The sequence below is a fragment of the Streptococcus sp. HMSC072D03 genome (genome assembly GCF_001812855.1).
GTDB classification, from domain to species: Bacteria; Bacillota; Bacilli; order Lactobacillales; family Streptococcaceae; genus Streptococcus; species Streptococcus salivarius_D.
Map to the genome: position 1 here is coordinate 24451 of NZ_KV810610.1, position 12578 is coordinate 37028.

Consider the following 12578-nt stretch of genomic DNA (forward strand, 5'->3'; position numbering starts at 1 on the left):
GTACTCTCAAGATTTAAGTAACTGTACAACCGGACTTACGCTTGTCAGGCCACCGTCCACGTTTTTGTACTCTCAAGATTTAAGTAACTGTACAACTGAGCAGTTTTGGACGGAAAGCACAACCCCTTTTTTGTACTTTAAGATTTAAGTGACTGTACAGTTTGATTAATTCAACTAAAAAAGCCAGTTCAACTGAACTTGGCTTTTTAAAATACACGATATACATAAGGGTTGTCAGGCTGTCCGACCTCTTTGACCTCAGTCAAATTAAGGATAGGAAGGCTCTGTTTGAGATTTTGATAGTAATCCACAGTGATGGTACCAGTGACTTTTACCCACGTATTGTCCTTAAAGGTTTGGTCACTTCCTGTCGTCGCCAGTCCGTAAACACCTGAATCGGCGATACAGTGGATAATCCCAAAACGGAAGATGAACTGATAACCCTTGGTTTGTGGGTCATTGTAAACAAATCCGGTATAGGTGACCTTCTTGCCTACGAAATCGTTAGGATAGAGGTAGATGAGCTCCATGACTTCCATGTAATTTTCCGTGGTAATCTGGATGGTCTCACGTCCCTTGTACTTGGCGAGCTCTCTGGTCATTTCCTTCTCATAAGCTGAGGAGGTGAAGTAGGAGCTGGTGTCTGGCTTCAAGTACTGAATAGTCGTTCCCTCTTGGTCGGCCTGATTAGGATCACTCCCTGCCGCCAGTGGAAAATGATAACCCTTAGCTGACACGGTATTGGCATCCAAGGTCACTGTTGGCACCAAGAGCCCCGTGAGGACTGGAAAGGCCAAGAGAACGATGCTGGCTACCTTGGCTACTCGACCTGACAAATGCGAGTGAACCTTCATCTGCTTCATCCAAACGATGAGTTGAACCACAGCAAGAATAAAGGAAAGCACCATGGAAATGTAGGCCAAGTAGGAGTAGTGGATGTTAATGTACTGGTTGAGCTTGCCAGAAACTTGCAAGTACATGACCAGCTCAAAGTACCCAGATAAGATGAGAAAACGTAACATTAAATCACCCCCAATACCAGACAGTAAATGATTGTCGCCAGACTAGCAGTTCCTACGAAGAGACCAACAAAGCGTGTTTTAAACTGGTGTTTCATCATAATCAAGTTCTTGATATCAACCATAGGACCAATGATGAGAAAGGCAACCGTTGGTGCTACTCCGAAACTAGAGAGTAGTGAAGCTCCGATAAAGGCATCCGCCTCTGAACAGAGCGAGAGGATGAAAGCCAAGAGCATCATGATCAGGATGGCTGTCACTGAATTATGACCGATGGTCGTGAGGATACGGGTCGGTAGGTAGGTCTGCATACTTGCGGCCACCAAGCTCCCGAAAATCAAGTAACGCCCAGTGTCAAAGAACTCGTCAACCGCATGAACCAGAGCTTGAAAGGTTTTCTTACCAGCTGACAAACCACTATAGTCGTGCACATGACTAACCTTACGGTTGCCCTTGAGAATCTGGTCATCCACCATAAAGCCCAGCAAGATTCCCAAAATCATGGCAATCAAGAAAGCCCCGACGAAACGTAAAAGCACGTAGTACCAAGAGTTCCCAAAGGCCGTATAGGTCGCAAAGAGAACGACTGGATTAATGATAGGAGCAGTTGCCATGAAAGGAATAGCCGTGTAGCTAGGCACTTTTTTCTCTAAAAAGCGCGTGATAATTGGAACAATCCCACACTCACAAGAAGGGAAAATAAAACCAATAAGAGTTCCAAAGAGAATAGCCAGGACCTTGTTTTTAGGAAGGAAGTTTTGGACCTTTTCAGGAGTCACAAAGACCTCGATAAAGCCAGACAGGATACTTCCCAGCAAAACGAAGGGCAAGGCTTCGATAATAATCGATAGAAAAACTGCCAGAAGCTGCAGAACGCTATCTGGTAGTTGATGAAAAATAGCCATAAAAATTATTTCTTCTTATCTTCTTGAAGACGTTTGTCCTTCTTAGGATCAGTTCCCGCCTTTTCAAAATCAGGGATAGCCGCAAAAGATGCCATCATGCTTTCAAGTTCATTTGTTTTTTTCTGAATAACTGCCATAAAAAGCCTCCGAGTTTACATAAGATACTAAGGGCGTTATTTCTGACAGAAAATTAGGGCATCAGACGAAGAAGCTCTGCTTCTAGGAAGATGCATCTATTTTCCGAAAGAAATAGCCCGAGTTCAGTTACAAAAGATACTAAGGGCGTTATTTCCGAAAGAAATAGCCCCTAACAATAGGTTTACTTTTCTATTATACTACCTCTTGCTTAAAAATTCTCGCTTCAGCTACAAGGTTTTCTGCCCAAGCAAATCTCCTCTCGTGGTATAATAGAACTTATGGAAAATCGTAATTTAGAGACATTGGCTCAGGAATTGGGCCTAAAAAAACAACAAGTTGAAACTGTTTTGGAATTGACCGCAGAAGGCAATACCATCCCCTTTATCGCCCGTTACCGTAAGGAAAAAACGGGCAATCTGGATGAAACGCAAATCAAGGCCATCATTGATATGGACAAGTCCTTGACTGCTCTTCAAGACCGTAAGGAAACAGTTCTTGCCAAGATTGAGGCTCAGGGCAAATTGACCGACCAACTCAAGGCAGCTATTGAAGCTGCTGAGAAGTTGGCAGATGTGGAAGAACTCTACCTCCCCTATAAGGAAAAACGCCGCACCAAGGCGACGGTTGCCCGTGAAGCAGGTCTTTTCCCATTGGCTCGTCTTATCTTGCAAAATAGTCCCAACCTCAAGGCTGAAGCTGAAAAGCTGATATCTGAAGCCTTTCCAACAGCTGATATGGCTCTTGCGGGTGCTGTGGATATTTTGGTTGAGGCCTTTTCTGAGGACAATAGCTTGCGCTCTTGGACCTACAACGAAATCTGGAACAACAGTGACATCACTTCAACCCTCAAGGATCAATCGCTGGATGAAAAAGAAATTTTCAAGATTTACTATGATTTTGAGGACAAGGTGTCTAAACTTCAAGGTTACCGTACGTTAGCCCTTAACCGTGGTGAGAAACTAGGCGTTATCAAGGTAAGCTTTAAGCACAATCTTGAGAAAATGCACCGTTTCTACAGTGCTCGTTTCAAACAAAAAAATGACTATATCGAGGAAGTTATCAATCAATCTCTCAAGAAGAAAATCATTCCAGCTATGGAGCGTCGTATCCGAAGTGAATTGACTGAAGCAGCAGAAGATGGTGCTATTCAACTTTTCTCTCAAAATCTTCGAAGCCTCCTTCTAGTATCGCCACTTAAAGGCAAGATGGTACTTGGTTTTGACCCAGCCTTTCGTACAGGGGCTAAGTTGGCCGTGGTTGACCAAACTGGTAAGCTCATTACAACGCAAGTTATATATCCAGTAGCTCCAGCAAGTCAGGCTAAAATCGCACAGGCTAAAAAAGACTTGGCTGACCTCATCAAAAAGTATGCCATTGAGATTATTGCGATCGGTAATGGAACAGCAAGCCGTGAAAGTGAAGCTTTTGTGGCAGAAGTCCTCAAGGATTTCCCAGAAACTTCTTATGTCATTGTCAATGAAAGTGGTGCCTCTGTCTACTCTGCATCAGAGTTGGCTCGCCATGAGTTCCCAGACTTGACGGTCGAAAAACGCTCTGCCATTTCTATTGCCCGTCGTCTCCAAGACCCATTGGCCGAGTTGGTTAAGATTGACCCTAAATCAATCGGAGTAGGCCAATACCAGCACGATGTTAGCCAGAAGAAACTGTCTGAAAATCTTGATTTCGTCGTTGATACCGTGGTTAACCAAGTCGGTGTCAATGTCAATACGGCAAGTAGTACCCTCTTGTCACATGTGTCAGGACTCAACAAGACCATCTCTGAAAATATCGTCGCCTACCGTGAGGAAAATGGTGAGATTGCATCACGTGCTGAAATCAAAAAAGTTCCACGTCTCGGTGCCAAAGCCTTCGAACAAGTAGCTGGTTTCCTCCGTATCCCAAATGCCAAGAATATCTTGGATAATACAGGGGTCCACCCAGAGTCTTACCCAGCGGTAAAAGACCTCTTCAAGCAGTTGGATATCACAGATTTGGACGACTCTGCCAAAGAGAAATTGAAGGCTCTTAATCTTAAAGAAACAGCAGAAGAGCTAGGGCTTGGTCAGGAAACCCTTAAAGATATCATCGCTGACCTTTTGAAACCAGGTCGTGACCTCCGTGATGATTTTGAAGCACCAGTGCTTCGTCAGGATGTTCTTGAACTCAAAGACTTGTCAGTCGGACAAAAACTTGAAGGGACAGTCCGAAATGTTGTGGACTTTGGTGCCTTTGTGGATATCGGTGTCCATGAGGATGGACTTATCCATATCTCTGAGATGAGCAAGAGCTTCGTTAACCACCCAAGTCAGGTCGTTTCTGTTGGGGATTTGGTTACCGTGTGGGTATCAAAAGTTGATTTGGAGCATGAAAAACTTAACCTCTCCTTGGTGAATCCACGTGAATCTAACTGATTATGTTAAGACTGTTTCTATAGAAGATTTTGGCTGGGAATTTAAACATCAAGCCTTGTGGAACAAGCGTCTCCGGACCACTGGAGGGCGGTTCTTTCCCAAGGATGGACACTTAGATTTCAATCCAAAACTCTATGAGGAACATGGTCTTGAGACCTTTCGAAAAATCGTCCGCCACGAGCTTTGTCATTATCACCTTTATTTTCAAGGTAAGGGCTACAAGCATGTTGATAGAGATTTTAAGGACTTACTAGCCAAGGTTGAAGGCCTTAGATACGCTCCAAAGATGCAAGGTCAAAAGGAGAAGTACTACCTCTATCAGTGCCAATCTTGTGGTCATATCTACCGTCGCAAACGCCGTGTCAATACACAGAAGTTTGGATGCGGTCTGTGTCGAGGTAAGCTCATTTTTCTAAATCAGTCCTAGGGCTGATTTTTTTAATTTAAAAAAATCATATAATTAAATCAAAGAAATGATGGGAGAAGAAGACCATGTCAAATCGTTTTTATAAAACACGAAAAAATAGACTCGTCGCCGGTGTTGTTGCAGGTTTGGCAGATAAGTTTGGTTGGGACCTAGCTTTGGCTCGTATCTTGGCTATCATTCTCATGGTTTCAACACAGTTTGGAATCTTTCTATACTTGGTTTTAGCCTTTCTCCTTCCTTACAAAGAAGATATTTATCCCGAAATCAAACTCAAGGATGGACGTAAACGTAAAAACGCTGAACCTGTAGAAGACGAGTGGAATTGGTGAGTAAATTATAATAGAAAAGATCTATGATTGGCCTTAGTGCTAGTCATAGGTCTTTTTTGCTTTGAGAACCGCATTGAAAACCTTTTTATGATACAATGAAACTAGTAAATAATCGGAGGAAATAACATGACAGTAACTGTTAAAATGCTGGTTGATAGGCTTAAACTCAAGGTTGTCTATGGAAATAAGGAGCTTTTGGCAAAAGCGATAACAACAGCTGATATCTCTCGTCCTGGTTTAGAAATGACGGGGTATTTTGACTATTATTCACCTGAACGACTTCAGTTGGTTGGGATGAAGGAGTGGTCCTACCTTAAAACCATGACTGATTACAACCGTTATTCTGTTTTTGCGAATATGTTTAAAGCGGAAACTCCAGCTGTTATCGTGGCGCGTGGTCTTGAGATTCCGGAAGAGATGCTTCGAGCTGCTAAGGAAAATGGTGTAGCAGTTCTTCAAGGACGAAACGGCACATCGTCGCTTTCAGGTGACATGTCTTGGTATCTTAACTCGCAATTAGCTGAACGAACTAGTGTCCATGGTGTTTTGGTAGATATCTACGGGATGGGAGTTCTTATTCAAGGAGACTCTGGCATCGGTAAGAGTGAGACAGGGCTTGAGTTGGTGAAACGTGGTCACCGTCTTGTCGCTGACGACCGTGTGGATGTTTATGCTAAGGATGAGGAGACTCTCTGGGGTGAGCCCGCGGAAATCCTCCGCCATCTTCTTGAAATTCGTGGGGTTGGTATCATTGATGTCATGAGTCTCTACGGAGCTAGTGCTGTCCGTAATTCCTCTCAAGTTCAGTTGGCCATTTATCTTGAGAATTTTGAAAATGGCAAGATCTTTGATCGTCTTGGAAACGGAAACGAAGAAATCGAATTGCAAGGCGTTAAGATTCCACGTGTCCGTATTCCTGTTAAGACAGGACGTAACGTATCAGTTGTTATCGAAGCTGCAGCAATGAACTATCGTGCTAAGCAAATGGGATTTGATGCAACCAAAACCTTTGAGGACCGTTTGACCAACCTCATTAGTAAGAATGGTGAAGACTGATGTTAGCTACCATTGATCCAATTGCCCTAAGACTTGGTCCAATCAGTATTCATTGGTATGCCATCTGTATTGTATCTGGTCTCTTACTTGCAGTTTATCTGGCTCAGCGTTGGGCTCCCGAAAAGGGAATTGACCCTGAAAACATCCTAGATTTTATTCTTCTTGCCTTTCCTATAGCCATTGTTGGTGCAAGGCTCTACTATGTGATCTTCCAGTGGTCTTACTACAGTCAGAATCCTTCAGAAATTTTTGCGATTTGGAATGGCGGAATTGCCATTTATGGTGGCTTGATTGCTGGTGCAGCTGTCCTCTATTGGTTTTCGAAACGTCATGCCATTGCTGTCTTGGATTTTCTTGATATTGCAGCACCTGGTGTTATGCTTGCTCAGAGTATCGGTCGCTGGGGAAACTTTGTTAACCAAGAGGCTTACGGAAGAGCAGTTAGTCATCTGAATTATGTCCCAGAATTTATTCGCCAGCAGATGTTCATTGATGGGAGTTATCGTGTACCGACCTTTCTTTATGAAAGTCTCTGGAACTTAGTCGGATTTATCACTATCCTAGGACTAAGACGCTTTAATAAGAAACTACGTCAAGGAGATGTGACCTCATTTTACCTTATCTGGTATGGTCTTGGACGTTTTGTCATTGAAGGCATGCGTACCGATAGCCTCATGTTTGCTGGCTTGCGTGTTTCTCAATGGGTCAGCATCGCCATTATCATCTTGGGTGCTATCTTACTATATTTGCGAAAGCAACGTCCAGAGGCAGATTATAAAATGAAAAACTAGTCATATAGCTCAGACTTTGTTATAATATAATGAAAATTATCATAACAAAGGTCACTGGAAACTGGAGATTTTACCTCAGTTTTCTTGTAGCGACCTTTTAAAAAGGTCAAAGGAGTCCTAAACTATGGCAGAAATTGCATTTCTTATTATCGCAATCGCACTTGCTGCGTTCCTCGTTGCATTGATCCCTACCCTACTTCGTACACGTCATGTGGTCAAAGAAGTTGAAGAAACAGTTGCTGTGCTTCGTACAGACATTAATGTAACCCTTCATCAAACAAATGAAATCTTGGCTAAGGCAAACGTCTTGGTTGAAGATGTTAATGAAAAAGTTCAAACAATCGATCCTCTTTTCGTAGCAGTAGCTGAGCTTTCAGAAAGTGTTTCTGACTTGAATACTGAAGCTCGTTACCTCGGTGCTAAAGCAAGTGCAGCAGGAGCAAGTGTCGGTAAGGCGGGTTCAGCCTTTGCTATCGGTAAAGTTGCTTCAAAACTATTTAGTAAAAAAGACAAGAAAAAATAAGGAGGTCTTTTCATGAGTAAATTTTTAAACACCCTAATCATTGGTGCAGCTTCTGGAGCTGCAGCAGCTTACTTCTTTACAACTGAAAAAGGTAAAGCTGTTAAATCACGTATCGATGAAGAAATCGCTTCATTCAAAGAAGATCCTAAAGCTTATCAAAATCAAGTGGTGGAAAAAGCTAGCGATTACAAAGATTTGGCAGTCGATACTTTCCAAGACTACAAAACAAAATTTGAAAATGGTGAAATCACTGCAGATGATTTGACAAAAACCGTTCAAGAAAAAACAGCTCAAGTTGCTGACTTTGCCAAAGAGAGCTTTGAACTTATCAAAGAGAAAACAGCACAAGTAACTCCTGAGCAAGCAGATGTTGAAGCAGAAACCAAAGCTATCGTTGATGATATCGTCATTGATATCAAAGATATCTCTGAAGAAGCAGCAGAAGCAAAATAAAAAAAGAAAGCCCATGAGGCTTTTTTTAGTACGCAAAAACGTTGACCAAGCAGTCAACGTTTTTGTGCTTTATAATATTCGATCAGGACATAAATGCCTATCTGACCAATGACGCTGATGGTAATTGCCCAGAAGAAGGCCCAGAAGGTAGCCACCTGTGCTACCAAGAAAAGGAAGGCAACTAGGACTGTTGAAACACAGAAGCTTGAGATACGTCCAAAGAAAATCATATCTTGTAGCTTAATACTATTACTATTTAAACCTTGATAATCTTGATAATTCGTCGTTTGAGGACGCTCAGTCTCGAAATCTTCGATGTGATCAAATTGACGGTGTAAGTTGTCAGCCATGTCTGCCTCCTTTCTATATAAAATATCTAAATCACTTTTTCGTGTAGGTTAAAATACTTAGTCAGTATTTCACTATTTAGAATCTCATTAATAATACCACAAAAATTTTATATTGCAAAGTTTTTTTTGATTTTTGTAAAAATCATAGTATTCAAAAACTAATTAAAAATATTTAGATACAGAGTTTTGAGCCTAAAAATTCTAAAAAAATCAAATCATTTGTGCTATAATGTGAGTTATGGAAAAAATAGTGATTACAGCGACTGCTGAGAGCTACGAGCAGGCACGTGAGCTCCTAGAACTTGGCGTAGATCGTATTTACATCGGCGAAAAAGCTTTTGGCCTTCGTTTGCCTAAGCCTTTTTCATTCGCAGAGATGCGAAAGATTGCAGAGCTGGTACATGAGTCTGGCAAGGAATTGACTGTTGCCGTTAACGCCCTCATGCACCAAGGTATGATGGATGCTCTTCCAGACTACCTTGATTTTCTTGAAGAAATCAAGGCAGATTATATCACGGTTGGTGATGCAGGAGTTTTCTACATTTGTAACCGTGACAAACGCCCCTTCAAAATGATTTATGATGCTTCAACCATGGTAACCTCTAGCCGTCAGATTAATTTCTGGGGCAAACAAGCTGGAGCTTCTGAAGCTGTTTTGGCTCGTGAAATTCCATCTGCGGAACTTTTCGTCATGGCTGAAAATCTTAAAATTCCAGCTGAGGTTTTGGTTTATGGTGCAAGTATCATTCACCACTCAAAACGTCCGCTTCTTCAAAACTACTACAACTTTATCAAAACGGATGAAGCTGTTACCAAAGAACGTGACCTCTTCCTTTCTGAGCCAGGAGATCCAGATTCTCACTACTCAGTTTATGAAGACTTGCATGGAACACATATCTTTGCCAACAATGACTTGGATATGATGACTAAACTTTCAGAACTCGTTGAACATGGTTTTGATCACTGGAAGTTAGACGGTGTTTATTGCCCAGGTGAAAACTTTGTAAAAATCACTGAGTATTTTGTGAAGGCTCGTGACCTCATCGAGGCTGGTGAATTTTCACAAGACCAAGCCTTCCTCTTTGATGAGGCTATTCATAAATTACACCCAGCCAACCGTGGTTTGGACACAGGTTTCTATGACTATGAACCTGACCGTGTAAAATAAAAATACTTCCTCCTTCGTTTGTGAGTTTTCCATTTTCAGGGAACGAAGGAGCCTTCTAAAAACTAAAATCGACAATCTTGCAAATTGGAGAAATTATGACTACAACTAAAAAACGCCCAGAGGTTCTGGTACCTGCTGGGACTTTGGAAAAATTGAAAGTCGCTGTAAATTACGGCGCAGATGCTGTTTTCGTTGGTGGACAAGCCTATGGTTTGCGTAGCCGTGCCGGAAACTTTACCATGGATGAGCTTCGTGAAGGTATCGAATACGCTCACGCTCGTGGCGTTGATGTGCACGTTGCTTCAAACATGGTTACCCATGAAGGAAATGAAAAAGGTGCTGGTGAATGGTTCCGTGAATTGCGTGATATGGGACTCGATGCCGTTATCGTATCTGACCCAGCCTTGATTGAAATCTGTTCAACCTACGCTCCAGGACTTAACATCCACTTGTCAACGCAAGCATCTGCGACAAATGTTGAAACCTTCCATTTTTGGAAACAGTATGGCTTGACCCGTGTTGTTTTGGCACGTGAGGTAACTATGGAAGAATTGGCTGAAATCCGTAAACGTACGGATCTTGAAATTGAGGCCTTTGTCCATGGTGCTATGTGTATCTCATACTCAGGTCGCTGTACCCTTTCTAACCACATGTCAGACCGTGATGCCAACCGTGGTGGTTGTTCACAGTCTTGTCGCTGGAAATATGACCTTTACGACATGCCATTCGGTCAAGAGCGAAAGAGTATCCACGGTGAAGTTCCTGAAGAATACTCAATGTCAGCCGTTGACATGTGTATGATTGAAAATATCCCAGACCTTATTGATAATGGCGTTGACAGCCTTAAAATCGAAGGTCGTATGAAATCTGTTCACTACGTTTCAACAGTTGCCAACTGTTACAAGGCTGCTTGTGACGCTTACATGGAAAGTGCAGAAGCCTTTTATGCCATCAAAGATGATTTGATTAACGAACTCTGGAAAGTTGCCCAGCGTGAATTGGCAACAGGTTTCTACTACAAGACACCAACAGAAAACGAACAACTCTTTGGAGCTCGTCGTAAGATTCCACAATACAAATTCGTTGGTGAAGTCGTAGACTTTGATCCAGCAACTATGACAGCTACTATCCGTCAACGTAACGTTATCCTCGAAGGTGACCACGTTGAATTCTACGGACCAGGCTTCCGTCATTTCGAGTGTGATATCAAAGACCTTCACGATGCCAATGGTAACAAGATTGACCGTGCACCAAACCCAATGGAACTTCTTACAATTACCGTGCCACAAGAAGTTAAACCTGGTGACATGATTCGTTCAACTAAAGAAGGTTTGATTAACCTCTACCAAAAAGACGGTTCAAGCAAAACTGTTCGTGCCTAATGACAAGTCAAATCAATGGGCTCCTGGTAGATGATCAGAGTAGATGTCAGCACTACCATTCCCCACTAGATATTGTTGCCCTAAAATGCTTCGAGTGCCAGAAGTATTATGCCTGTTATCAGTGTCATGATCGCTTGGAGGCTCATATCTATCGAGCTTATCCTTGCCAATTGAAGCAGGACAAGGTCCTTATCTGTGGCGTTTGTAGGCATGAGATGACAATTGAGGAGTATCAAGATGTAGAAGCTTGTCCTAATTGTCACAGTGCCTTCAACCCAGCTTGTTCAAAGCACTATGATATTTATTTTGAAAAATAAAAAGATTGAAGATTCTGTTCACATGAACAAAGTCTTCAATCTTTTTTAGTTAAAGTAACTATGATTTTTAAGAGCTTTTAAGACTGGCTTAGTCACCAAAGCGACGATGAGACCTTTTAAGAGGTCAGGAATGATAAAAGGTGTCAAACCAACAGCCACAGCTGCAGACCATCCCATCTTTCCGAGAAAGTGCAGGCTGAGGATACCACCGATAAAGACAAGTGCATCACCCAAAACAAAAGCCACAAAGATTTTCCAAATAGGAGTCTCAGCATGCGTCAGTTTTGAAGTGACAAAGGCGAAAAATGGATAAGCCAACAAATAGCCAGCTGAAGGGCTAAAGAAGGCTTGGAGTCCACCGCCTCCACCTGCAAAAACTGGTAGACCAATGGCGCCTAGGATAAGGTAGAGGGTGGCAGCAAGAGTTGCCTCTCTTGGCTTAAGGATGGCAGCAACCAGTCCAACAGCAAAAGTCTGAAGCGTAATGGGAACTGCACCGATAGGAATAACAATTTGAGCCAGTGCGGCAATGATAGCAGCACCGAAGGCGGGAAGTATGAGTGACAATGTACGATTTTGCGTCATTTTTAGTTAACCTTTCATAAATTAATAGTTAACTTATTATAACAAGCACTTCTGAAATAGTCAACCTCATAATAAAACGAGGTTAACTGATAAACTTAACCTCGTTGTGATATGATTTTTAGACGTTTGATTTCTTTTAGTTCAATCATGCTGATGATCTTATCTTGCTCGATAAAGATGGCTTGTCGCTCTCTGTCATAACGGTTGATGTAGCCCTTATAGGTCTTCTGATTGGATGTCAGCATGACCATTTGGTTATGATCAATAGCATGATAAATATCGTTAATAAGCTGATTTTGCATTAGGTGGACAGGTTTGCTGTGACCTGTTTCCACAAACTGATGAAGCTGATGCTTTACTGCTTCTAAAAAGTTTATCATGGTCATTTCCCTCGTTTCTTGATAAAATAATTATAGCATGAAAGGTGAAATTTTGTGGATAACTTCTTTCTAAAACACACAATTTTCACAGAAAAAAACGAATAAAGCTAGTGGAGGTAAGCAAATGGCAGAATTTTCATTTGAAATTGAAGAAAAACTCTTGGTCTTGTCTGAGAATGACAAGGGCTGGACTAAGGAACTCAATCGTGTGAGCTTTAATGGCGCACCGGCTAAGTATGACATCCGTACATGGAGTCCAGACCATACCAAGATGGGTAAGGGGATTACCCTTAGCAATGAAGAATTCCAAGTTCTCGTTGACGCCTTTAAAAACTAAAACAAGG

Annotated in this window: 17 protein-coding genes; 11 read left to right on the plus strand and 6 right to left on the minus strand. The window is 42.0% G+C overall.

Translation table 11 applies throughout. From position 1 onward, the window contains the following. Nucleotides 1–206 precede the first annotated feature (206 nt). From HMPREF2877_RS00570 to HMPREF2877_RS11100, 3 genes are read right to left on the minus strand one after another with little or no spacing between them, the layout of a single operon-like run. Nucleotides 207–1022, minus strand: coding sequence for a TIGR03943 family putative permease subunit (locus tag HMPREF2877_RS00570; RefSeq protein WP_003093491.1), 816 nt, complete (start codon nucleotides 1020–1022; stop codon nucleotides 207–209). Beyond that, a complete protein-coding gene (locus tag HMPREF2877_RS00575; protein WP_061652216.1) occupies nucleotides 1022–1924 on the minus strand; it encodes a permease in 903 nt (300 codons plus the stop codon). Before HMPREF2877_RS00575 ends, HMPREF2877_RS00570 begins: the two co-directional genes overlap by 1 nt. Before the next feature lie 5 nt (nucleotides 1925–1929). Then, nucleotides 1930–2061, minus strand: a complete 132-nt coding sequence (locus HMPREF2877_RS11100; protein WP_002885949.1) for an SPJ_0845 family protein — start codon at nucleotides 2059–2061, stop codon at nucleotides 1930–1932. Nucleotides 2062–2340: 279 nt separating this feature from the next. Here HMPREF2877_RS11100 and HMPREF2877_RS00580 point away from each other — a divergent pair, with 279 nt between their 5' ends. From HMPREF2877_RS00580 to HMPREF2877_RS00610, 7 genes are all read left to right on the plus strand, one after another. Further along, nucleotides 2341–4473 carry a Tex family protein gene (locus tag HMPREF2877_RS00580; protein ID WP_070578026.1) on the plus strand — a complete coding sequence of 711 codons (2133 nt, stop codon included), beginning with the start codon at nucleotides 2341–2343 and terminating at the stop codon, nucleotides 4471–4473. Continuing rightward, nucleotides 4460–4900: a SprT family protein gene (locus HMPREF2877_RS00585; RefSeq protein ID WP_002890560.1), complete on the plus strand. Its 441-nt coding sequence runs from the start codon at nucleotides 4460–4462 to the stop codon at nucleotides 4898–4900. The genes HMPREF2877_RS00580 and HMPREF2877_RS00585 overlap by 14 nt, the downstream gene beginning before the upstream one ends. Before the next feature lie 65 nt (nucleotides 4901–4965). After that, the gene (locus HMPREF2877_RS00590; protein ID WP_002885986.1) at nucleotides 4966–5229 is read left to right on the plus strand and encodes a PspC domain-containing protein; all 264 of its coding nucleotides are present in this window, start codon (nucleotides 4966–4968) and stop codon (nucleotides 5227–5229) included. Between the two features lie 126 nt (nucleotides 5230–5355). Next, nucleotides 5356–6285, plus strand: coding sequence for an HPr(Ser) kinase/phosphatase (hprK, locus tag HMPREF2877_RS00595; RefSeq protein ID WP_049553769.1), 930 nt, complete (start codon nucleotides 5356–5358; stop codon nucleotides 6283–6285). Continuing rightward, nucleotides 6285–7076 (plus strand): prolipoprotein diacylglyceryl transferase, encoded by a 792-nt coding sequence (lgt, locus tag HMPREF2877_RS00600; protein ID WP_049553768.1) that lies wholly within the window; start codon nucleotides 6285–6287, stop codon nucleotides 7074–7076. Before hprK ends, lgt begins: the two co-directional genes overlap by 1 nt. Nucleotides 7077–7200: 124 nt before the next feature. After that, on the plus strand, nucleotides 7201–7599 hold the full coding sequence (locus HMPREF2877_RS00605; RefSeq protein ID WP_014634205.1) for a DUF948 domain-containing protein: 399 nt from the start codon (nucleotides 7201–7203) through the stop codon (nucleotides 7597–7599). Between the two features lie 12 nt (nucleotides 7600–7611). Then, nucleotides 7612–8052 carry a YtxH domain-containing protein gene (locus tag HMPREF2877_RS00610; RefSeq protein WP_002890570.1) on the plus strand — a complete coding sequence of 147 codons (441 nt, stop codon included), beginning with the start codon at nucleotides 7612–7614 and terminating at the stop codon, nucleotides 8050–8052. A gap of 53 nt (nucleotides 8053–8105) precedes the next feature. On the opposite strand, the gene HMPREF2877_RS00615 is transcribed toward HMPREF2877_RS00610, so the two are convergent. Further along, the gene (locus HMPREF2877_RS00615) at nucleotides 8106–8402 is read right to left on the minus strand and encodes a DUF3270 domain-containing protein (protein WP_002886140.1); all 297 of its coding nucleotides are present in this window, start codon (nucleotides 8400–8402) and stop codon (nucleotides 8106–8108) included. A 238-nt stretch (nucleotides 8403–8640) separates the two neighbouring features. On the opposite strand from HMPREF2877_RS00615, the gene HMPREF2877_RS00620 reads away from it, so the two are divergent. From HMPREF2877_RS00620 to HMPREF2877_RS10460, 3 genes are all read left to right on the plus strand, one after another. Beyond that, entirely contained in the window at nucleotides 8641–9570 is a 930-nt protein-coding gene (locus HMPREF2877_RS00620) for a peptidase U32 family protein (RefSeq protein WP_045768913.1), read from the plus strand. A gap of 95 nt (nucleotides 9571–9665) precedes the next feature. Then, nucleotides 9666–10952: a peptidase U32 family protein gene (locus HMPREF2877_RS00625; protein ID WP_004182776.1), complete on the plus strand. Its 1287-nt coding sequence runs from the start codon at nucleotides 9666–9668 to the stop codon at nucleotides 10950–10952. After that, nucleotides 10952–11269 carry a CHY zinc finger protein gene (locus HMPREF2877_RS10460; protein ID WP_079119893.1) on the plus strand — a complete coding sequence of 106 codons (318 nt, stop codon included), beginning with the start codon at nucleotides 10952–10954 and terminating at the stop codon, nucleotides 11267–11269. Before HMPREF2877_RS00625 ends, HMPREF2877_RS10460 begins: the two co-directional genes overlap by 1 nt. Nucleotides 11270–11314: 45 nt before the next feature. Here HMPREF2877_RS10460 and HMPREF2877_RS00630 read toward each other — a convergent pair whose 3' ends face one another. Then, nucleotides 11315–11854: a biotin transporter BioY gene (locus tag HMPREF2877_RS00630; RefSeq protein ID WP_045768912.1), complete on the minus strand. Its 540-nt coding sequence runs from the start codon at nucleotides 11852–11854 to the stop codon at nucleotides 11315–11317. Nucleotides 11855–11949: 95 nt separating this feature from the next. Beyond that, complete coding sequence (locus HMPREF2877_RS00635) at nucleotides 11950–12234, minus strand: hypothetical protein (protein ID WP_004182773.1); 285 nt, start codon at nucleotides 12232–12234, stop codon at nucleotides 11950–11952. A 124-nt stretch (nucleotides 12235–12358) separates the two neighbouring features. Here HMPREF2877_RS00635 and HMPREF2877_RS00640 point away from each other — a divergent pair, with 124 nt between their 5' ends. Next, nucleotides 12359–12571 carry a YdbC family protein gene (locus HMPREF2877_RS00640; RefSeq protein ID WP_002886106.1) on the plus strand — a complete coding sequence of 71 codons (213 nt, stop codon included), beginning with the start codon at nucleotides 12359–12361 and terminating at the stop codon, nucleotides 12569–12571. Nucleotides 12572–12578: the final 7 nt, after the last annotated feature.

Excerpts from the sequence above, each read along its gene's own strand:
- HMPREF2877_RS00635 (WP_004182773.1), bottom strand. The coding sequence starts at position 12,234 with ATGATAAACTTTTTAGAAGCAGTAAAGCATCAGCTTCATCAGTTTGTG.
- HMPREF2877_RS00620 (WP_045768913.1), top strand. The coding sequence starts at position 8,641 with ATGGAAAAAATAGTGATTACAGCGACTGCTGAGAGCTACGAGCAGGCA.
- HMPREF2877_RS00630 (WP_045768912.1), bottom strand. The coding sequence starts at position 11,854 with ATGACGCAAAATCGTACATTGTCACTCATACTTCCCGCCTTCGGTGCT.
- HMPREF2877_RS00615 (WP_002886140.1), bottom strand. The coding sequence starts at position 8,402 with ATGGCTGACAACTTACACCGTCAATTTGATCACATCGAAGATTTCGAG.
- lgt (WP_049553768.1), top strand. The coding sequence starts at position 6,285 with ATGTTAGCTACCATTGATCCAATTGCCCTAAGACTTGGTCCAATCAGT.
- HMPREF2877_RS10460 (WP_079119893.1), top strand. The coding sequence starts at position 10,952 with ATGACAAGTCAAATCAATGGGCTCCTGGTAGATGATCAGAGTAGATGT.
- HMPREF2877_RS00605 (WP_014634205.1), top strand. The coding sequence starts at position 7,201 with ATGGCAGAAATTGCATTTCTTATTATCGCAATCGCACTTGCTGCGTTC.
- HMPREF2877_RS00590 (WP_002885986.1), top strand. The coding sequence starts at position 4,966 with ATGTCAAATCGTTTTTATAAAACACGAAAAAATAGACTCGTCGCCGGT.
- HMPREF2877_RS00625 (WP_004182776.1), top strand. The coding sequence starts at position 9,666 with ATGACTACAACTAAAAAACGCCCAGAGGTTCTGGTACCTGCTGGGACT.
- HMPREF2877_RS00580 (WP_070578026.1), top strand. The coding sequence starts at position 2,341 with ATGGAAAATCGTAATTTAGAGACATTGGCTCAGGAATTGGGCCTAAAA.
- hprK (WP_049553769.1), top strand. The coding sequence starts at position 5,356 with ATGACAGTAACTGTTAAAATGCTGGTTGATAGGCTTAAACTCAAGGTT.
- HMPREF2877_RS11100 (WP_002885949.1), bottom strand. The coding sequence starts at position 2,061 with ATGGCAGTTATTCAGAAAAAAACAAATGAACTTGAAAGCATGATGGCA.
- HMPREF2877_RS00610 (WP_002890570.1), top strand. The coding sequence starts at position 7,612 with ATGAGTAAATTTTTAAACACCCTAATCATTGGTGCAGCTTCTGGAGCT.
- HMPREF2877_RS00640 (WP_002886106.1), top strand. The coding sequence starts at position 12,359 with ATGGCAGAATTTTCATTTGAAATTGAAGAAAAACTCTTGGTCTTGTCT.
- HMPREF2877_RS00575 (WP_061652216.1), bottom strand. The coding sequence starts at position 1,924 with ATGGCTATTTTTCATCAACTACCAGATAGCGTTCTGCAGCTTCTGGCA.
- HMPREF2877_RS00570 (WP_003093491.1), bottom strand. The coding sequence starts at position 1,022 with ATGTTACGTTTTCTCATCTTATCTGGGTACTTTGAGCTGGTCATGTAC.